Genomic DNA, 18998 nt, shown 5'->3' with positions numbered 1-18998 from the left:
CAGGGACCGGTTGCGGCCGGTCGAGCGTGTTGTGCAGGCTCAGGCTAGGTAGCGGGCGTGGCACCTCTGTGAAATTTCGGTGATGCTTGCGTGACAGCCCCCCAAAGGAGATTTCGATGCCCTGGCAACGCCTGCTGACGCCCATTCCCGCGCCCGACGTACCCGCCTGCCTGCGCGACTGGTTCGCCGGTCTATGCCTTGATGCGGGTGCCGAGCCGTTCCTGCTGGCCTGTCTGGGCGGCCACCGGGCGGCCACACCGGGACTGGCCTTTCTCGCCGGCTACCAGGCGGCGCTGCGTGCGCTCTGGCCGGCCGCGCCGGCTGGGCTGGGCGCGCTCTGCGCCACCGAAGGTCGCAGCCTGCGACCGGCGGAACTGCAGACTCGTTTTGCCGATGGCTTGGTGAGTGGGCGCAAGGGCTTCGTCACCGCGGCCGAGGCGGCGGACTGGCTGCTGGTGGCGGCGCGCGAGGAGCACGAGGGCGAGGCACCACGGCTGGCGATGCTGCATCTGTCGAGTAACGGCGTCGGCGTCCGGCTCGAGCAGGGGCCGGCCCTGGCCCTGATGCCCGAAGTGCCGCATGCGCGCCTGCTGTTGCAGGACGCGCCGGCCGAGCGCCTGCCGGGCGATGGCTGGGACGCCTACGTCAAGCCGTTCCGCAGCCTGGAGGATCTCTATGTACACAGCGCGCTGATCGCCTGGTTGCTGGCCACAGCGCAGCGCAGCGACTGGCCGCGTCCGCTGCAGTTGCGCCTGCTGGCGCTGCTGGCCAGCGCTGCCGAAGTGGCTCGCCAGGCACCCGGCGCGGCATCCACCCATCTGTTGCTGGCTGGCCTGTTCGAACAGTTCGACGCGCTCAAGCCCGAACTGGAGGCCGCCCTGGCGGCGGGCCCGGCGCAGATCGATCAGCTCTGGCTGCGTGATCGCGGCATTCTCGAGCTGGCGCGCGCGGCGCGCGCGACGCGGCTGGACAAGGCCTGGCAGGCGCTGGCCGGCCAGGCCTGACGCGGATCAGAGGCGCAGCGCCTGCTGCAACTGATCCGCGCGCGGGTCGCCGGCGTGGCTGACCAGCGCGTAGTTGTAGCCGCCGCGCGACCAGAAGTGCGTCTGCAACTCGCCCTGCGCACGATTGCCGACCAGCATGGTGCCGTAGAGCTGTCCAGGCGCGCGCAGATAGAGGCTGATCCGCTCGCCTGATGCATCTTCGAACAGCAGCAGCGCCGCGGCGCCCTGCTCGTTGACCAGCAGACGGCTACCGACCGGGGTCAGGCCGCGCTCGACCATGGCGTCGAGGTGGGCGACGTGGCCGAAGTTGTCGCGCAGCCATCGCTCCATCACCGCTATGTCGACGCTGCGCACGTCCACTGCGGGCGTCTGCTGCAGAGCAAACAAACGGTGTGCCTCGAGCGCATCCTGCATCGGCGGAATGCTCGCCTGCAGCGCGCGATCGCGTAGCTGCCAGCCGCCGCCCAGGCCCAGCACAACCGCCAGCAGCAGGCTGGCGGCGATACCCAGCTGGCGCTGCCGACGCTGGCGCCGGTGTTGGCGGATGTACACGGGGTCGAGTCGGGGATTGCTGCTCAGCAGCGTCGGGTCGGCCAGCGCCGCACGCAGGCGGCGGATATCCTCCTGCCAGCCCTGCAACTCGGTGGCCAGCGCCGGATGCTCGGCCAGGTAGCGTTCCAGGGCCTGGCGGCGTTCGCCGCTCAGGCGGCCGTCGACGTAGGCGTGCAGCTCCTGCTCGCTGGGCGGATGCGGGAAGCTCATTTCTGCCTCCGCAGGCGCGGGCCGGGCGTGTCGCCTTCTTCCAGCGCGCGCAGGGCCTTGCGCGCGCGCGACAGTCGCGACATCACGGTGCCGATCGGCATGTCCAGGGTGCAGGCGGCTTCGGCGTAGCTCAGGCCCTCGACGCCGACCAGGATCAGCAGTGCGCGCTGTTCGGCCGGCAACTGCTCGAAGGCGGCCAGGGTCGCGTGTGCCTGCAGACCCTGCTCCGGCGGCGGCGAATCCTGTTCCGGCTGGCGGCCGAGCAGTGCCAGCAGCGCGGCCTGGCGCCGCTGGCGACGCTGGCCGTCGAGAAACTGCCGGTAGAGGATGCTGAACAGCCAGGCGCGCAGCTCGCCCCCGGCGCGCTTGCCGGCCCAGCGACTGAGCGCCTTTTCCAGGCTGGCCTGGACCAGGTCGTCGGCGCTGGCCGGGTCGCGGATCAGCCACAGGGCGAAGCGGCGCAGGCGCGGCAGCAGTTCGCGCAGGGCGTCGTCATCGAGCATCGCGGGTTTCCTCGCAGGATGGGTCTGCGCAGTGTGACGCAGGCGGCGCAGTTTTATTCCGCGCGTTCGGGAATAAATCCGCGGCTGCGGCGTCTTGCTGTCTTCTGCGTGCAACCATGGAATCCAACAGATGAAGCATTCCCCCCTGCCAGCCAGCAGCCAGCTGCTCCGGTTTGGCGTCATCGGCGTGGTGGTCACCGGACTGGCCGCAGGCTTCGCCTGGACCGCCGGCTGGGTCGGACCACAGCGGCTGAGCGCCCAGGCCTTCGTCGATCGCTTCGAGGAAAACGGCGGCGTGCACCCCGGCTATCGCCGCGCGCATGCCAAGGGTCTGTGCGTCAGCGGCTGGTTCGAAAGCAGCGGGGCGGCGGCCGGGTTGTCGACCGCCGAGGTGTTCCAGCCCGGCCGGCTGCCGGTACTGGCGCGGTTGTCGATCGGCAGCGGCAGTCCGCACACGCCGGACATCGCCTCGCCGGTGCGCAGCCTGGCGCTGCTGATCGAACAGAGCAATGGCGAGCAGTGGCGCACGGCGATGAACACCCCGCCAGTGCTGCCGGTAGGCACCCCCGAGGCGTTCTTCGAGCAGGTCGGGGCGATGCGTCCGGATCCTGCTACCGGCAAGCCCGATCCGGCGACCATGCAGGCCTTCTTCGCCAAGCACCCGGAGAGCGCGAGCTTCCTGCGCTGGGCCGCGAGCAATCAGCCGAGCAGCAGTTTTGCCACCACCCGCTACCACGGCATTCATGCCTTCAATCTGATCGCCGCCGACGGCAGCATCCAGCCGGTGCGCTGGGCGTTGCAACCGCTTGCCGAGGCCGAACCGCTGCAGCCCGATGGCGATCCGAACCAGCTGCAGCAGGAGTTCTCCGCTCGCCTGGCGCAGCAGCCGGCGCGCTGGCAACTGCTGCTGACGCTGGCCGAGCCCGATGACCCGGTGGCCGATTCGAGCCAGGCCTGGCCAGCCGAGCGGGCTCAGCTCGAGGCCGGTGTCGTGGTCATCGAACGCGCCGAGGCGCAGCTGGGGGGCGCCTGCCAGGACGTCAACTTCGATCCGCTGGTGCTGCCGAGCGGCATCCAGGCCTCGGCCGACCCGATCCTGCGTGCACGCTCCTCGGCCTATGCCGAGTCCTTCCGCCGCCGCACCCGCGAAGGCGCTCCGCAAGCCGCCGCGCAACCCGAGCAAGGAGCCAAGCCATGAGTCGTCCGCAGATCTTTCCCTGGCCGCTGCGCCTGCTGCACTGGCTGATGGCCGTCGCCCTGCTGGGCATGCTGTTCGTTGGCGTCGGCATGGTCGCCAGCGTGGAGGGCAGCCAGCCGACGCTGGTCGCCTGGCACAAGAGTCTTGGGGTAGTGCTGCTGGCGCTGGTCTGTCTGCGCCTGGTCCTGCGCCTGCTGTTGCCGACGCCGCCGTTGCCCGCCGACATGCCCGGCGTGCAGAAGCTGGCGGCGCACGCCTCGCACTGGTTGCTGTATGCGCTGATGTTCGCCCAGCCATTGGTGGGCTGGGCGATGCAGTCGGCCGCCGGGTACCCGCTGGTGCTGTTTGGCCAGTGGCCGCTGCCGGCACTGCTGGCAGAAAACGCCGGGCACTACAGCCTGCTGCGCGAGGCGCATGCCTGGCTCGCCTACACGCTGTTCGCGACCATCCTGCTGCACCTGGCTGCCGGCCTGTATCACGGCCTGATCCGCCGTGACGGCGTGCTCGAGGCGATGCTCGGCAAACAGCGCCCGCTCTGAGCCAGCCCCCGGCGGCCCGTTGATCCAGGTCAGTGGGTTTGCCGGGGCGGATCGTTAGCATGCGTGGCATTTTCCTGTCGAGGTTGCCATGCGTCGCGAGCCGAGAGTCCTGTTCGATAACGGTAAACACCAGTGCCTGCTGTTCGACGATCTCGTCAGCGGCGATGGCGTGCAGTCCAACCAGTTCCTGATCACCGATCACGACCAGCACCTGCTGCTCGATCCGGGCGGTGATCTGACCTACACGCCGCTGTCGCTGGAACTGTCCAAGCGCATTCCGCTGCAGGACCTGACCTTCATCTTCGCCTCGCACCAGGACCCGGACATCATCGCCTCGCTGGACAAGTGGCTGCTGCACACCCGCGCCAAGGTGATCTGCTCCAAGCTCTGGGCGCGCTTCCTGCCCCATCTCACCGCCAGCTACCTGGCGATGAGCCATGGTATCTCCACCTACGAGCGAATCATCGCCCTGCCGGATATCGGCGCGCGCATCCCGCTGGGCAAGAGCCAGCTGATCGCGGTGCCGGCGCACTTCCTGCACTCGGTGGGCAACTTCCAGCTGTACGACCCGCTGAGCAAGATCCTGTTTTCCGGCGACATGGGCGCCTCGATGGTCGAGGACGCGAGCCCCGTGGAAGACTTTGCCGCCCACGTGCCACACATGGAGGCCTTCCACCGCCGCTACATGGCCAGCCGCAAGGTCACCGCGCTCTGGGCGCAGATGGTGCGCAAGATGGACGTGGAGATGCTGGTGCCGCAGCACGGCAGGCCCTTCGTCGGCAAGGCGGCGATCGGCGCCTTCCTCGACTGGATCGAGAACCTGGAGTGCGGCATCGACCTGCTCGGGCCGGAGCACTACCAACTGGTGCGCTGACGCGAGGCGGTCATCTTCGGCGTGCTAGCTTTCCGGCGATCCATGCTGGAGGGAGCCGTCGATGCCGCGCCTGTCGTGCCTGTTTTTACTGCTGTGCAGCAGCCTTGCGCTGGGTGCCGAACGCTGGCCGTCGCCGCAGTGGCCGGTGCAGCTGGCGGACAGTACCGCGGCCCAGGCGCTGCAGGCCTACGCATTCCCTGCGCGGGATGACAGGACGCGCACCGGCATTCGCAGCGATGCGCTGCTGGTGGTGCGCGACGGGGTCATCGTGCACGAGGCCTACGCCGGCGCCACCGAGGCGAGTACGCCGCACCTGATCTGGTCGGCCAGCAAGAGCCTGTTCGCCTGCGTGCTGGCGCGGGCGGCCGACCAGGGATTGCTGCGGCTGGATGATCCGCTGGCACGGCACTACGCACCGATGCAGAAACATCCGCAGGTGCGCATCCGCGATGTCCTCAACTGGGCGTCCGGGCTCGACTGGCAGGAGGAATACGAATTCGCCCCGCTGCGCTCCTCGGTCGTGGCGATGCTCTACACCCGCGGCCGGGCCGACATGGGTGCCTTTGCCGCAGACCATCCCCAGTTACATGCCCCCGGCACGCATTTCCGTTATTCCAGTGGCGACAGCAACCTGCTCGCCGCGATGCTGCGCGAGCGCCTCGGCGAGCGGCATGCCGACTACCCCTGGCAGGCACTGTTCGAACCATTGGGGATTCGCAGCGCAACCTGGGAGCGCGATGCCAGCGGCAGTTTCATCGCTTCTTCCTACGTCTATCTGACGGCCCGCGATCTGGCCCGTATCGGCCTGCTGATGCAGCGCGACGGGCGCTGGGGCGAGGCGCAACTGCTGCCGGCCGACTGGGTGCGCTTCATGCGCACGCCCTTCGTCGGTGAAGGAGTGAGTCCTGGGGGCGGCGTGCCGGGCGGGCACTGGTGGCTGAATCGCACGCCAGCGGCGCAACCGCGGCCCTGGCCGGATGCGCCTGAGGATACCTTCGCCGCGCTCGGTCACTGGGGCCAGGGGCTCTATGTAATGCCGTCGGAAGGGCTGGTGGTGGTGCGCTACGCCGATGACCGTGAGCCGGGCTTCGATGCCAATCGCCTGCTGGCGCTGGCGCGCGCCGCCTATGGCAGGCAGGCTCAGCCATGAAAAGACTGTTCAAGTGGCTGATGCTGCTGACGGTGTTGATGCTGGCGGTCCTGGTCTGGCGCGAGCGCGTTCATCTGGCAGCCTTTCCGGGAATCATCGGCAGCTTCACGGCCAAGGAGTACTGTTCCTGCCGCTACGTCGCGCGAATGCCCGAGGACTACTGTCGCGGCTATGTGAAACAGTGGCTGCCGGCAACACTGGCCGACGATCCTCTGGCGCGTCGGGTCAGCGCCACGGGCCTGGGCGTTACCCGCAGCGCCGTCTGGCTCGGCGAGCGCGAGGGCTGCCGTCTGCTGACGCAAGAGGATAGGCTAGCCTCCGACCGATGAAACGGAGCCTGTCCTGTCCATGAACCGCTTCACTCACCTTCGCCTGTCGGTGCGCCCGTGACCCGGCGAGTCTTTCCCTGGCGTCGCGGCAATGCCTTCGAGCTGCTGATCGACGGTCCGTGTTTTTTCCCGCGCATGCAGGCGGCACTCAGCGCCGCGCAGCGTCGCATCGATTTCGAGCTGTACCTGCTGGAGGCGGGCGACTGTGCCGAGGCAGTGCTGCCACTGCTGGAGGACGCGGCGCGCCGTGGCGTGCAGGTGCGCTGTCTGTTCGACGAGTACGGCAGCCGCGGTGTGGGCGGCGCCCGCCTGGAGGCGCTGCGGGAGGCCGGCGTCGAGTTGCGTCTGTACAACCCGGTGCGCTGGCGGCAGTGGCTGCTCAATCTCTATCGTGACCATCGCAAGTTGCTGCTGGTGGACGGCGAGCAGGGCTTTGTCGGCGGTACCGGGCTGACCGACGAGTTCTGGCGGCCGCAGGCCGAGCAGAGCGACTGGCATGAGGTGATGGTGGCCATGCGCGGCCCGGTACTGGGCGACTGGCAGCAGTTGTTCGATCGCCAATGGCAGGCCTGTGCGCAGCGCGGACCCTGGCGCGCATCGCAGCAACCGTTGCCCGCCGCGCTACTGCCGCCCAGCCCGAGCTGTGGTGAAGGCTGGGGGCGGGTTGCCTACGCCGACGCCGACCAGCATCGCGATATCCTGCTCTCGCTGGCGCGCGCCCTGCACGGTGGCAAGCGCCGCGTGTGGCTGGCCACGCCGTATTTCCTGCCGACCTGGCGCATCCGCCGCGCCTTGCGCCGCGCGGCCGCCCGTGGCCTGGACGTACGCCTGCTGACCACCGGGCGGATGACCGACAACCCGCCGGTGCGTCTCGCAGGCCAGCGCTATTACCCGCGACTCTTGCGCGCCGGCATCCGCATCTACGAATACCAGCCGCGCTTCCTGCACCTGAAGATGGTGCTGGTCGACGACTGGGTCAGCGTCGGTTCGTGCAACTTCGATCACTGGAACCTGCGCTTCAACCTGGATGCCAATCTGGAAGCGCTCGACCCGGCGCTCGCTCACGCGGTCGAGGCGAGCTTCATGACTGATTTCGCCGACAGTCGCGAGATCACGCTCGCCGGCTGGAAGCGCCGACCGCTGTGGATACGCGCCCAGCAACGCCTGTGGGGCTGGCTCGATCGTCTGGTGATCAACGTCTTCAAGCGCGGCGGGTAACCCCGCTCGGGCGGGGCAGGCCGCGGCTGTCTAGCTGTCGGCAATCAGGTTGAAACGGTCATCCTCCGCACCTGCGGCCACCAGCATCTCCGCGTCGGGCTCGCTGATCGGCGTCAGTTGGCCGCGCAGCTCGATCACCGAGGTGCGCTTCTCTCGGTCGGTGGTGACCCGCATCTGGTCCAGCGGGACCACCTCGCGCTGCTGGTCGATTTCCAGGATGCAGGTGCCGGCTTGCTCGTCGATCTGGATGTTCATGGCAGGTTCTCCGATTCAGGGGATCGTGGTTGTGACCGCACGACGACGCGATCTGCTGCGCCGTAATAGCCGGCTGTTACCCGCAACTGCCCGGCGGGCGGCAAGCTGCAGGCATCTTTCATCGATCGAGGAACATCTCATGAGCGCGAAGAACATCCTGATGCTGGTCGGCGATTACGTCGAAGACTACGAAACCATGGTGCCCTTCCAGGCCCTGCAGATGGTCGGCCACAAGGTGATTGCCGTCTGCCCCGGCAAGCAGGCGGGAGAGAGCGTGCGCACCGCCATTCACGACTTCGAGGGCGAGCAGACCTACAGTGAGAAGCCGGGGCACCACTTCGCCCTCAACGGCGATTTCGCTACCGTCTGTGCCGAGGACTTCGATGCGCTGGTCATCCCCGGTGGCCGCGCCCCGGAGTACCTGCGCCTGGACGAGCAGGTGCTGGCGCTGGTGCGTGCCTTCGATGCCGCTGCCAAGCCGATCGCCGCGGTCTGCCATGGCGCCCAGCTGCTGGCTGCCGCCGGGGTGCTCAAGGGGCGCCAGTGCAGCGCCTACCCGGCCTGCGCGCCGGAAGTACGCCTGGCCGGCGGCGAGTACGTCGACATCCCGGCCGACCAGGCCATGGTGCAGGGCAATCTGGTCAGCGCGCCGGCCTGGCCGGCCCATCCGCAGTGGCTGGCGCTGTTTCTGCAACTGCTGGGCACCCGAATCCAGCTGTGAGCCTGGCGCGCCGCCCTTGCCGAGAGGCGCGGCGGCGCGCAGCCTATGTTCTTTTGTCGGAGGAAGCGCCCGTGTGCGAGCTCTACGTCAAGGCTGATCCGATTCTCTATGAGTCCCGCTCGCGCTCGCTGCGCATTCGCGGGGTGGTCACCACCCTGCGCCTGGAGAACCAGTTCTGGGACATCCTGCGCGAGATCGCCGAGGTCGACGGCATGACCACCAACCAACTGATCAGCAAGCTCTACGAAGAGGTGATGGACTACCGCGGCGAGGTGGTCAACTTCGCCTCCTTCCTGCGCGTCAGCTGCACCCGCTTCCTGGCGCAGAAGGCCGGCCGGGTAGTGCCGTTCAAGCTGGCCGGCGCGGCAGGCTGAGGCGTACCTGGAGCCCCCCCAACGGGCTGTCGAGCAACTCGACACGGCTGCCGTGCAGTTCGGCGATGCGCGCCGCTATCGCTAGCCCGAGCCCGGCTCCCGAGCTGTCGCCCTGGCGGAAGAAGCGCTGGAACAGGCGCTCGCGCTGTGCCGCCGGCACGCCCGGTCCGCTGTCGGACACCGCCAGTTGCAGGTGGCTGACGTCTGCTTCCAGGCTGACCTGGATGCGTCCGCTCAGCGGTGTGTACTGGATGGCGTTGGCGATCAGATTCTGCAACAGGATGCTCAGCGCCGGGCCATCGCCGAGCAGCCGGTAGTCATCCGCCTCGGCAGCTTCCAGGGTCAGTTCCTGATCGCGCTCCAGCGCCAGCGGAGCCAGTTCGGCGAGCTCCTGGCGCACCAGCGGCAACAGGTCGATGCTACTCGGGGGTGTCTCGCTGGCTCCTGGCTCCAGGCGCGCCAGCGTCAGCAACTGGCCGACCACCCGGCCAGCACGCTCGACCGCGGCGCTGATCTGCTGCAGGGCGGCATCTCGCTCGGCAGGCTCGGTCGCCGCCAGGGCGTTCTGCGCGTGAATGCGCAGCACCGCCAACGGCGTGCGCAGCTCGTGGGCGGCGTCGGCGAGGAAGCGTTTCTCCCGGCCGAGCAGCTCGGTGACTTGTGCCAGCAGCCGGTCGAGGGCATCGCGGATCGGCAGCAGCTCGTCCGGAAGCGGTTGTCTGGGCAGCTCGGCGAGGCTGTCCGGCGCACGCTGGCGCAGCGATCGGGCCATCTGCGCCAACGGCCGCAGCCCCCAGCCTACCGCCAGCCAGACCAGCAGGCCGAGCAGGGGCAGACCAATCAGGTCGGGTTGCAGGCTGCGCCGGGCGATCTTCTGTGCCAGCTCGCCGCGCACGTCCGCGCGCTCGCTCACCAGTATCCACAATGCGTCGGGCGCATCCCGCAGCAGGAACAGGCGCCAGCGCTGGCCATCCCTTTCGCGTGACAGAAAGCCACCCTGCAGGTCACCGTCGCCGTTCGAGCCGAGCAGGGTCTCGAGTCGTCCGGGCGGTGCACTGGCCGAACCTAGCAGTGGCGCGCCGTCACTGTCGTAGACGGCGAACGCCAGCTTGTTCTCGTATTCGTGGCCGAGCGGGCCGCGGGCCTGCACCAGCGCCGCGTCGAGCGCATCCTGCAGCAGAGCGCGGCGCGAATCCGGCAGATCCGCGTCGATCAGTCCGGCGAGCAGGCGCGCGCTCTGCGCCAGGCGTGCGTCGAACAGCTCCTCGACCTCGTGCTGGGCATCGCGGTAGCTGCGGTAGGAAATCAGGCTCAGCGACAGGCTGAGTACACCCAGTACCAGCAGCAGGGTGCGGTTGCGGATGGACTTCATCAGGCCTTGTCCGCGAGGTAACCGACGCCGCGCACGGTGCGGATCAGTTCGGGAAACAGCTTGCGCCGCAGGTGATGCACATGGACCTCCAGGGCGTTGCTCTCGATCTCCTCGTCCCAGCCATAGAGCACCTGCTGCAGGCGGTCGCGGGTCAGCACTCGGCCTGGCTGGGCCAGCAGTTCGTGCAGCAGCAGGTATTCCTTGCGCTGCAGCGATACTGGCTGACCGAGGTAGGTCACCTGCTGGCCCAGCGGATCCAGGCTTACGCCGCGATGCTCCAGCACCGGCTGCGATCGGCTGAAGCTGCGTCGCAACAGCGCGCGCAGACGCGCCTTGAGTTCGGCCACGTCGAACGGCTTGACCAGGTAGTCGTCGGCACCGGCGTCGAGCCCGGCGATACGGTCGCTGGTAGCGTCGCGGGCGGTCAGGATCAATACCGGCAGCGGATTGCCAGCCGCACGCAGGCGGCGCAGCAGCTGCAAGCCGTCGAGGCGCGGCAGACCGAGATCGAGGATCGCCAGGTCGAAGCTCTCCTCGGTAAGGGCATGCAGGGCGGCGGCGCCGTCCTGCAACCAGTCGACCGTGTAGCCCTCGGGCTTGAGAGCGGTGCGGATGCCCTCGCCAAGGGCGCTGTCGTCTTCGACCAGCAGGATGCGCATGCTGCCTCCGTTTTCTTCATATTCAGCCTGTCCGTGGCGGGCTAGTCCAGCTCGGCGCGGACCTTTTCCAGCAGCACCGCGATCTCGCCGCGACGTCCCTGGTCGGCCAGCTCGCGGCCGGGACGCGGCGCAGCCTTCAATGCCTGCTGCAGGGCGGCCAGGGCCTCCTCGGGGCGGTCGTTGCGCAGCAGGTAGTCGGCGTAGAAGTAGTTGGCGTCGATGCCCTGCGGGTTGATCGCCAGGGCCTTGCGCAACAGCACCTCGGCCTGCTCGTCATCGCCGAAGCCCACCGGCCAGCCCGGCACCTGATAGTAGAGTGTACCCAGACTGGTGTAGGCAGAGCCGTCGAGCGCGCGCGGGTTCGCGGCGATGGCCTGTTCGAAGCTGCTGCGCGCGCGCTTGGCGATGCCCAGCGCGCCCAGGCCGCCCTTGGCGCCGGCGTAGGTGCTGAGGATGATGCCCTGCCAGGTGAGCAGCTCGGCGGATTGTGGCGCGGCCTTGACGCTGGCGGCAGCTTCCTCGCTGAGGCGGGCGAAGGCGGCTTCCTGCTGTGCCTCTGGCAACTGGTAGCGGATCTCGGCCCAGCGGGTTTGCAGGTGTCGCAGCGGCTCCGGGTTGTCGGCGGCCAGCAGCAGGCCGGGGAGGGCGCAGAGCAACAGGGTGAGCAGGGAGACTAGGCGCATGGTGGCGTTTCCTTTCAGCGATGGCGCGCATGGCGCAGGATGGTGGCGAGCTTCTGGCGCAGGGCGCGGTCGACCAGGCCGGGGAACAGGGCGTTGAGGCGGACGAAGAGTTTTTCCGGCCAGCCCAGCCAGGTTTCCCGTCGCTCCTGCTCGATGGCGCGAAGCAGTTGCCCGGCGACCTGCTCGGGGGTGTCGGTGGCATTGCCCAGCGCTTCGTTGAGGGCTTGCGCCGGTGCGCTGTTCATCGAGGTGCGAGTAGCGCGCGGCGCGAAATGCAGCACCCGCACCGGGCCGTCGGCCAGCTCCCGGCGCAGCGCCTGGGAGAAGCCGTGCAGGGCGAATTTGCTGGCGCAGTAGGCGGCGAAGCCGGGGTGGCCGATGCTGCCGAAGATCGAGCCGACGTTGACCAGCAAGGCCTGTGGCTGGCGCTGCAGCTGAGGCAGCAGCAGGCGGGTCAGCTGCAGGGTAGCGGTGACATTGAGTTGCATGAGTGCAGCGATGTCAGCCTCGTCAAGCTGCTCGAAGGCACCGAAGTGGCCGATCCCGGCGGCGTTGATCAGCACCTCGATGCCGCCCAGGCGCTCGGCTTCGGCCGCTATTGCCGCACGTCCGGCCGGATCGGTCAGGTCTGCGCGTAGAAGGGTGATGCGCCCGGGAAAGCGTTCTGCCAGCGGCCGCAACGCCTCGCAGCGGCGCGCCACCAGCAGCAGCCGTGCGCCGGCCTCGGCAAGTCGCCAGGCCGCTGCCAGGCCGATGCCGCCGCTGGCGCCGGTCAGCAGGACCCTGCGCTCGTTCAGGTGCACGCCACACCTCCGGCGCCTGGCAAGCCGCGGAAGATCTCTGCGTAGAGGCGGTAGACGCGGCGGGCGGTATGCACCACGGCGGCCTGGTCGGAGGCATCGTCCAGGCGCTCCATCAGGCCCTTGAACAGCTCGATGTGCTCAAGGTCCAGGCTGCCGTGGGAAGTCAGGTAGCTGAACGCTTTAGCCGGCAGCTGCAGGCGCTGCTGGAGGACGCCGGCCGCCTGGGTGGCCAGGGCGATGCTGGTGCCCTCGAGCACCTGGACCATGCCGAAGAAACTCACCGGGTTGTGTCGGGCGATGCGGTCGTAGACATAGGCGACCATCAGTTCGGTGGCCATCGCCGGCTGGCCGTTGCGCACCGCTTCGGCATCACCGCCGCAGGCGCGGATATCGTTGAGGATCCATTCCTGGTGGCCGTACTCCTCTTCTATGTACTCGGCAATCGCCGCGCGCAGCCACTCCAGCCGCTCCGGCAGGCGTGCGCCGCAGGCCATCAGCAGCGGCACCGTATGCTTGACGTGGTGGTAGGCCTGCGTAAGGAAGGCGATGTAGCTGTCGCGGCTGACTTCCCCGGCCAGCGCCTGGCCGATGATCGGGCTGTCCAGCAGGTAGTCGCGTTCGGCGGCGGTTTCCGCCAGCAGGGTCTGGTAGAAGCTCATGGCATTTCTCCGTTGCAGATAGGTGGGGGCGGCAGTTCGTCGAGGGCGTCGCGGTAGTGGGCCAGCAGCGCGTCGCGCCTTAACCGGCCGTTGCTGGTGGCAAGGTTGTTGTCCTGGCTGAAGGGCGCTGCTGCGCGTAGCCAGCGGTGGACGCGGGCGTAGTCGGGCAGGCTGCGGTTGACCGCCGCCACTGCCTCGGCCAGTTGCTCGTCGCTGCAGGCGGGTTGGCGCGGCACCAGCACCGCGACGTTCTGCGCCAGCGCCTCGCCATGCAGCCAGGCCTGGGCGATGGGCAGCTGCTGGAGCAGCTCGGCTTCCACCCATTCGGGATTGACGTTGCGTCCGTAGGCGGTGATGAACTGGTTCTTCTTGCGTCCGTGCAGGACCAGAAAGCCGTCCTCGAAGTGGCCCAGGTCACCAGTGGCCAGCCAGTCGCCGGCGAGCGGTGGCTCGCCGAGATAGCCGAGCATGTGCACGCCGGCGACCAGTACCTCGCCATCCTCGGCCAGGCGCACGCGGGCATGCGGCAGCGGTTGGCCGGTACTGCCGATGCGCCGTACGCCGGGCCGGTTCAGGCACACCACCGAGGCGCACTCGGACAGGCCGTAGCCCTCGAACACCGGCAGACCCAGGGCGTCGGCGCGTTGCAGCAACTGTGCCGAGACACGCCCGCCACCCACCGCGACGAAGCGCAGCGAATCCGGCAGGCCGGCGCCCTGTTCGGCGGCCGCGACCAGCGCCAGCAGCAGCTGCGGCAGCAGGATCAGGCTGTTCGGCTGTGCCTCTGTCAGGCTCTGCAGCAGGCGCGCCAGGTCCAGACCGCTGGCACCGAGCAGACCGACCCGTGCCAGCGGCATCAGCTCGACCGCTGCGCCAGCAAGCAGTGGTGCGTAGAGGCCAGCGATGTTTTCCAGCAGCGTGGCCAGCGGCAGCACGCACAGGTGGCGCTGGATGGCGCAGCCCTCGCTCGCCAGGCTGAGGCTCTGCGCCACCTGCAACTGAGCGGCGGCATCCAGGCAGACACCCTTCGGCTGGCCGGTGGTACCGGAGGTGTAGGTGATCTTGCAGGTTCCAGGCGCCAGTGCCGTGACTGTCGCCACCGGCAGACGCAGCAGACCCGGTACGAGCAGCTCAAGCTCACCGACGAGGCGCCCATCAAGGACACTGGCGGCCGTCTCGCCGATCAGCAGATCGACCCCGGCGCTGGTAAGCACATGCTGTTGCTGAGCGGCTGAGAAGAACGCCGGCAGCGGCACGCAGACCAGCCCGGCGTGGAGGATTGCCAGATCCCACAGCGCCCACTCGATGCCGTTGTCCAGCGCCAGTGCCACGCGACGGGCGCCGAGCTGCGCCAGGCGTTGGCTGCGCGCCTGTACCTCGCTCAGCACCTCGGCGGCAGTGAGGCGGCGCTCGCCCTCGATGAGCGCGAGGGCGTTCGCTTGCTCGGCGAGCCGGGTGAAAAGAGTTTCAGCAGCAGGCCACATCGGGCAGTCCTCCGGCATACAGGGGCTGGTGACCGAGCCGCGGGTAGAGCCCCAGCTGCAGCAAACGCTGGTGCCCGGCGAGTATCTGGCCAGCCATCACGGTGGGCGCATGCTGGTAGTAGCTGCCCCAGGCGGCGCCTTCTGCGCCCAGTCGCGCAGGGTCTGCGGCGGCCAGTTGCCGGGGTTGCAGGCCCAGGCGCTGGAAACTGTTGTGCAGCTCGCGGGTGGCGGTGAACACCACCCACTCGAAGCCGAGGCTGGCCAGCAGGTCGGTGAGCGCGACTATCAGCAGTCGCGCGGCCCCGGGGCTGTCTGCTGCCAGGTTGCCGACCTCGACGATGCGTGTGCGATCCAGCGGGGTGGCATCGATGCACTGTTCCACCGGGCGGTCCAGGTAGGCTTCCAGAAACAGCGGGGTGTCACCGGCCGGGCGCAGCCCCACGGCACCGATCAGGCTGCCGTCGTCCTGTTCCAGGCCCAGCAGGCAGGGTAGGAAGTGACTGATCCGGGCACCGTGCTGACGAGCGAAGCGTTCGCCGATGAAATCCTCCAGCGCCGCCCGGCGTGGTTGCCCGGTCCGCGCCAGATAGAGCGCAGCCGGTTGCTCGCGGCCGATCCGGGCCAGCGGCGGGGAGGGATGCAGTGGGTGAAGGGTCATTGGAGGCGACTCGGGCTGGATGTTGAGCGCGAGTCTCGGCAAGCAGTCTTAACCCAGGATTAAGTGGCGTGAGCGGATCACACACGCGGGTGTCGCTGTCCCAGTTGCACCCCCATTGCATCGAGGAGCGTGCCGATGAATCCCTACCTTCGCTTTGCCGCGATGATCTTCACCTCCACCGTGGTCATGTTCGGCCTGATGTATCTCAACCTTTACGTCCTGGATCACATGTTCTTCAGCGAGACCCGGCTGTACATGGCCTTGATCATGGGCGCGAGCATGGCGCTAGTCATGCTTGGGTTCATGCGCGGGATGTATGCGAGTCGCGCATTGAATGCCTTGATCGGCGTGTTGGCGGTGGCAGTCTTCGCCGGCTCGCTGTGGCTGGTGCGCAGTCAGGCCAGTGTGGATCAGGTGTCCTGGCTGAAGGCGATGATTCCGCATCACTCGATCGCCATCCTCACCAGCGAACGCGCCCATATCGAAGACCCGCGGGTGCGCCAGCTGGCGGACGAGATCATTGCCGCGCAGCGGCGAGAGATCGACGAGATGAAGGCGCTGATCAGCGAGCTGGAGTCGCGCTAGCGTCTGCACGGGAGGCTGGCGCCTGTTCGCGGTGTTGCTCACACTGTCGGTCTGGCTGCCCGGCCGCCCCCTCTGATGGAGTATCGATAGCGTGGATCCCTTGCATGGCGTCACCCTCGAAGCGCTGCTGACCGAACTGGTTGCACGCCATGGCTGGGACGGTCTGGCCCAGCGCGTCGACGTTCGCTGCTTCAAGAACGATCCGAGCATCAAGTCGAGCCTGGCATTTCTACGCAAGACGCCCTGGGCCCGGCAGAAGGTCGAGGAGCTCTATCTACGCAGTCGTGCGGGTTGAAGCGGTGCTTCAGCAATGGCGGCAGTTCGCGGTTTTCACCCCTTGGAGTGAGTAAAGTGGCGCACCCGCCAGCCTCTGCTGCCGATGGCCATTGCTGCCGCCGCGCGCCTGGCGGGCCCGTCGTATCTTCAAGGAGTTCCACATGCGCAAGAATGCCCTATCTCTGCTTACTGCCTCGCTGCTTGGCCTGAGCCTGCTCAGCGCGACCGTCCAGGCCGCACCCTCGCTGGCCGAACGTCGCGCCATCGCGACCTATCAGAGCGACATCTACGCCGGTCAACTGGAAGCCATCCGGGCGGCTGCGGGTTTTGCCGTTCCGGTTGAGGTGCAGTGGGACAGCCTGGTCATCCCAGGCCAGTCCGCCAATTTCGGCCTGGACTCGTTCTGGACCAATGTCTATTTCACTCCGTTGGCGCAGGCGCTGAAGGCCGTTGCTGTCGACGACATGGGCAAACAGGCTTTGGCGGCGGAGCTGAAGAACATCGTGGTGCGCTTTGACGAGGAAACCGCGCCGGCCAGCGCCTACGCCGATGGCGTGCAGTTCGAAGCGGGCGTGCTGTCGATCAACTTCCGCCCCTTCACCAATCCCGACGATGTCGACGCCCGTGCCAAGGCGATCCAGCAGGCGCTGGAAGCCAAGCTCTGACGCCAGGCTGACGGCTGTCCTGTGGGCCAGTCCGCTAGCCCTGCGTCAGCGGTACATCCAGAAGTTCGGGTGATCCTCGTTGTCGGCGGTGCTGGCGGACGGCGAGGTGCTGACCATGGCCTGACGGATCTTGCTGGCGATTGCTTTCATCGGGGGGAGCTCCTTGGCTGTTTCGACGGTGGGGCGATGATCCGCCCTCGCAGCAGGGAGCTGAACTCGATTCTCTCTATCGCGACGATTGTGTCTGGCCATGAATCAGGCTTGCGCCGTTCAAGAGCGTAGGGCGCAATAATCGCAGCGCATGGCGCCGGTTCCTGCGCTGTCAGGCTGGCTGGGACTTGCGTCTATTCGCCGCGTTTTCCGAGGCGCGGTCTGTGGTGGATTACGCCGCAGGCGGCTAAACCGCCCTACGGATGATGCAGCTGTCGCAGCGGCGCTTTGAAACGAAAAGGCCCGGCATGCGCCGGGCCTTTCTGGTTGCGGTAGACGGTTACTTGATCTCGACAGCCAGGCTGTCGTGGATCTTCTGCTGCCAGATCGCAGGGCCGGTGATGTGCACCGACTCGCCATTGGTGTCGACCGCAACGGTCACCGGCATGTCCTTCACTTCGAACTCGTAGATGGCTTCCATACCGAGTTCTTCGAAGGCCAGTACCCTGGACTTCTTGATCGCCTGGGCGACCAGGTAGGCGGCGCCACCGACGGCCATCAGATACACGGCCTTGTTGTCCTTGATTGCCTCGATGGCGATGGGGCCGCGCTCGGACTTGCCGATCATGCCGAGCAGGCCGGTCTGCTCGAGGATCTGCCGGGTGAACTTGTCCATGCGCGTGGCGGTGGTCGGGCCGGCCGGGCCGACCACTTCATCACCGACCGGATCGACCGGGCCGACGTAGTAGATGAAGCGGCCCTTGAGGTCCACCGGCAGCGGCTCGCCCTTGTTCAGCATGTCGACCATGCGCTTGTGCGCAGCGTCGCGGCCGGTGAGCATCTTGCCGTTGAGCAGCACGGTCTCGCCCGGTTTCCAGCTCTGCACTTCTTCCGCGGTGATGCTGTCCAGGTTTACGCGGCGTGCGCTCGGGCCGGCTTCCCAGACGATTTCCGGGTAGGCGGAAAGATCCGGCGCTTCCAGCTCGGCCGGGCCGGAGCCGTCGAGCACGAAGTGGGCGTGACGGGTGGCGGCGCAGTTGGGGATCATGCACACCGGCAGGGAGGCGGCGTGGGTCGGGTAGTCCATGATCTTGACGTCGAGCACGGTGGTCAGGCCACCGAGGCCCTGGGCGCCGATGCCCAGCTGGTTGACCTTCTCGAACAGCTCCAGGCGCAACTCCTCGATGCGGTTCTGCGGGCCGCGAGCCTGCAGCTCGTGGATGTCGATGTGCTCCATCAGCACTTCCTTGGCCATCACCGCGGCTTTCTCGGCGGTGCCGCCGATGCCGATGCCGAGCATGCCCGGCGGGCACCAGCCGGCACCCATGGTCGGCACGGTCTTCAGCACCCAGTCGACGATCGAGTCGGACGGGTTGAGCATGGCCATCTTCGACTTGTTCTCGGAGCCGCCGCCCTTGGCCGCGACGTCCACTTCCACCTTGTCGCCAGGGACGATGGAGTAGTGGATCACCGCCGGGGTGTTGTCCTTGGTGTTCTTGCGGGCACCGGCCGGGTCGGCCAGGATCGAGGCGCGCAGGACGTTTTCCGGCAGGTTGTAGGCGCGACGCACGCCCTCGTTGATCATGTCGTCGACGCTCATGGTGGCGCCGTCCCAGCGCACGTCCATGCCGACCTTGATGAATACGGTGACGATGCCGGTGTCCTGGCAGATGGGACGGTGACCGGTGGCGCACATGCGCGAGTTGATCAGGATCTGCGCCATGGAGTCGCGCGCGGCGGGCGATTCTTCCTTCAGGTAGGCCTCATGCATGGCCTGGATGAAGTCGACGGGATGGTAGTAGGAGATGAACTGCAGGGCATCGGCGACGCTCTGAATCAGGTCGTCTTGCTTGATCACGGTCACGGGCGCGCTCCTCTGGAAAGCGGGAACTTCGAAGGCGCCGGAGAATTGCCGACGCAACAGGGCGGTAAAAAAGGCGCGGCAGTATAGCCTGGGCAGGGCGCTGTCGGACAGTTTCTGCAACAAGACGTTGGTCGTCTGGCGGCCGCGCGGCACTAGGCATGTGCGGATACCGGGCGTACAGTGGCGGCTAGTTGCCAGTATGGGATGGAGCCC

General features: G+C 67.6%; 23 protein-coding genes. 12 read left to right on the top strand and 11 right to left on the bottom strand.

The window, feature by feature from the left end:
- The first annotated feature begins 116 nt into the window (after positions 1 to 116).
- A complete protein-coding gene (locus tag DBO85_RS00730) occupies positions 117 to 1004 on the top strand; it encodes an acyl-CoA dehydrogenase middle domain-containing protein (protein WP_108104303.1) in 888 nt (295 codons plus the stop codon).
- A gap of 6 nt (positions 1005 to 1010) precedes the next feature.
- Here DBO85_RS00730 and DBO85_RS00725 read toward each other — a convergent pair whose 3' ends face one another.
- On the bottom strand, positions 1011 to 1766 hold the full coding sequence (locus DBO85_RS00725; RefSeq protein ID WP_108104301.1) for an anti-sigma factor family protein: 756 nt from the start codon (positions 1764 to 1766) through the stop codon (positions 1011 to 1013).
- Positions 1763 to 2269 (bottom strand): sigma-70 family RNA polymerase sigma factor, encoded by a 507-nt coding sequence (locus DBO85_RS00720; protein WP_108104299.1) that lies wholly within the window; start codon positions 2267 to 2269, stop codon positions 1763 to 1765. Before DBO85_RS00720 ends, DBO85_RS00725 begins: the two co-directional genes overlap by 4 nt.
- A 130-nt stretch (positions 2270 to 2399) precedes the next feature.
- Between DBO85_RS00720 and DBO85_RS00715 the strand changes: the two genes are divergently transcribed.
- From DBO85_RS00715 to DBO85_RS00690, 6 genes are all read left to right on the top strand, one after another.
- Positions 2400 to 3467, top strand: coding sequence for a catalase family peroxidase (locus tag DBO85_RS00715; RefSeq protein WP_108104297.1), 1068 nt, complete (start codon positions 2400 to 2402; stop codon positions 3465 to 3467).
- Complete coding sequence (locus tag DBO85_RS00710) at positions 3464 to 4006, top strand: cytochrome b (RefSeq protein ID WP_108104295.1); 543 nt, start codon at positions 3464 to 3466, stop codon at positions 4004 to 4006. Before DBO85_RS00715 ends, DBO85_RS00710 begins: the two co-directional genes overlap by 4 nt.
- An 88-nt stretch (positions 4007 to 4094) precedes the next feature.
- Positions 4095 to 4880: an oxygen-binding di-iron domain-containing protein gene (locus DBO85_RS00705; RefSeq protein ID WP_108104293.1), complete on the top strand. Its 786-nt coding sequence runs from the start codon at positions 4095 to 4097 to the stop codon at positions 4878 to 4880.
- Positions 4881 to 4941: 61 nt separating this feature from the next.
- Positions 4942 to 6030 carry a serine hydrolase domain-containing protein gene (locus DBO85_RS00700; protein WP_108104291.1) on the top strand — a complete coding sequence of 363 codons (1089 nt, stop codon included), beginning with the start codon at positions 4942 to 4944 and terminating at the stop codon, positions 6028 to 6030.
- Entirely contained in the window at positions 6027 to 6359 is a 333-nt protein-coding gene (locus DBO85_RS00695) for an amidase (RefSeq protein WP_108104289.1), read from the top strand. The genes DBO85_RS00700 and DBO85_RS00695 overlap by 4 nt, the downstream gene beginning before the upstream one ends.
- A gap of 57 nt (positions 6360 to 6416) precedes the next feature.
- A complete protein-coding gene (locus tag DBO85_RS00690) occupies positions 6417 to 7577 on the top strand; it encodes a phospholipase D-like domain-containing protein (protein WP_108104287.1) in 1161 nt (386 codons plus the stop codon).
- Positions 7578 to 7607: 30 nt separating this feature from the next.
- Here DBO85_RS00690 and DBO85_RS00685 read toward each other — a convergent pair whose 3' ends face one another.
- Entirely contained in the window at positions 7608 to 7832 is a 225-nt protein-coding gene (locus tag DBO85_RS00685; protein WP_108104285.1) for a DUF3203 family protein, read from the bottom strand.
- A gap of 139 nt (positions 7833 to 7971) precedes the next feature.
- On the opposite strand from DBO85_RS00685, the gene DBO85_RS00680 reads away from it, so the two are divergent.
- Positions 7972 to 8553, top strand: a complete 582-nt coding sequence (locus tag DBO85_RS00680) for a DJ-1/PfpI family protein (protein WP_108104283.1) — start codon at positions 7972 to 7974, stop codon at positions 8551 to 8553.
- Positions 8554 to 8624: 71 nt separating this feature from the next.
- On the top strand, positions 8625 to 8927 hold the full coding sequence (locus DBO85_RS00675; RefSeq protein ID WP_108104281.1) for a ribbon-helix-helix domain-containing protein: 303 nt from the start codon (positions 8625 to 8627) through the stop codon (positions 8925 to 8927).
- Here DBO85_RS00675 and DBO85_RS00670 read toward each other — a convergent pair.
- Genes DBO85_RS00670 through DBO85_RS00640 form a run of 7 tightly spaced genes read right to left on the bottom strand, consistent with a single transcriptional unit; the run spans position 8902 to position 15245 of the window.
- Positions 8902 to 10299 (bottom strand): ATP-binding protein, encoded by a 1398-nt coding sequence (locus DBO85_RS00670; RefSeq protein ID WP_108104279.1) that lies wholly within the window; start codon positions 10297 to 10299, stop codon positions 8902 to 8904. The genes DBO85_RS00675 and DBO85_RS00670 overlap by 26 nt on opposite strands.
- Positions 10299 to 10958: a response regulator gene (locus tag DBO85_RS00665; RefSeq protein ID WP_108104277.1), complete on the bottom strand. Its 660-nt coding sequence runs from the start codon at positions 10956 to 10958 to the stop codon at positions 10299 to 10301. Before DBO85_RS00665 ends, DBO85_RS00670 begins: the two co-directional genes overlap by 1 nt.
- A gap of 41 nt (positions 10959 to 10999) precedes the next feature.
- On the bottom strand, positions 11000 to 11641 hold the full coding sequence (locus tag DBO85_RS00660) for a tetratricopeptide repeat protein (RefSeq protein WP_108104275.1): 642 nt from the start codon (positions 11639 to 11641) through the stop codon (positions 11000 to 11002).
- A 14-nt stretch (positions 11642 to 11655) separates the two neighbouring features.
- Positions 11656 to 12444, bottom strand: a complete 789-nt coding sequence (locus tag DBO85_RS00655; protein ID WP_108104273.1) for an SDR family oxidoreductase — start codon at positions 12442 to 12444, stop codon at positions 11656 to 11658.
- Positions 12435 to 13103, bottom strand: coding sequence for a TenA family transcriptional regulator (locus tag DBO85_RS00650; RefSeq protein WP_108104271.1), 669 nt, complete (start codon positions 13101 to 13103; stop codon positions 12435 to 12437). The genes DBO85_RS00655 and DBO85_RS00650 overlap by 10 nt, the downstream gene beginning before the upstream one ends.
- Positions 13100 to 14587 carry an AMP-binding protein gene (locus tag DBO85_RS00645; RefSeq protein ID WP_108104269.1) on the bottom strand — a complete coding sequence of 496 codons (1488 nt, stop codon included), beginning with the start codon at positions 14585 to 14587 and terminating at the stop codon, positions 13100 to 13102. Before DBO85_RS00645 ends, DBO85_RS00650 begins: the two co-directional genes overlap by 4 nt.
- Positions 14571 to 15245 carry a thermostable hemolysin gene (locus DBO85_RS00640; RefSeq protein WP_108104267.1) on the bottom strand — a complete coding sequence of 225 codons (675 nt, stop codon included), beginning with the start codon at positions 15243 to 15245 and terminating at the stop codon, positions 14571 to 14573. The genes DBO85_RS00645 and DBO85_RS00640 overlap by 17 nt, the downstream gene beginning before the upstream one ends.
- A gap of 135 nt (positions 15246 to 15380) precedes the next feature.
- Between DBO85_RS00640 and DBO85_RS00635 the strand changes: the two genes are divergently transcribed.
- The 3 genes from DBO85_RS00635 to DBO85_RS00625 all read left to right on the top strand — a co-directional run bounded on the left by DBO85_RS00635 (position 15381) and on the right by DBO85_RS00625 (position 16771).
- Positions 15381 to 15830 (top strand): DUF305 domain-containing protein, encoded by a 450-nt coding sequence (locus DBO85_RS00635; protein WP_108104265.1) that lies wholly within the window; start codon positions 15381 to 15383, stop codon positions 15828 to 15830.
- 82 nt (positions 15831 to 15912) lie between these two features.
- A complete protein-coding gene (locus tag DBO85_RS00630) occupies positions 15913 to 16125 on the top strand; it encodes a VF530 family protein (protein ID WP_108104263.1) in 213 nt (70 codons plus the stop codon).
- A gap of 142 nt (positions 16126 to 16267) precedes the next feature.
- Positions 16268 to 16771, top strand: a complete 504-nt coding sequence (locus DBO85_RS00625; RefSeq protein ID WP_108104261.1) for a hypothetical protein — start codon at positions 16268 to 16270, stop codon at positions 16769 to 16771.
- Between the two features lie 490 nt (positions 16772 to 17261).
- On the opposite strand, the gene DBO85_RS00620 is transcribed toward DBO85_RS00625, so the two are convergent.
- Positions 17262 to 18785, bottom strand: a complete 1524-nt coding sequence (locus DBO85_RS00620) for a fumarate hydratase (protein WP_108104259.1) — start codon at positions 18783 to 18785, stop codon at positions 17262 to 17264.
- Positions 18786 to 18998 lie beyond the last annotated feature (213 nt).

Origin of the sequence: Pseudomonas mangrovi (assembly GCF_003052585.1) — a bacterium.
Classification (GTDB): Bacteria; Pseudomonadota; Gammaproteobacteria; order Pseudomonadales; family Pseudomonadaceae; genus Aquipseudomonas; species Aquipseudomonas mangrovi.
This window is presented reverse-complemented; position numbering and strand designations above follow the sequence as displayed.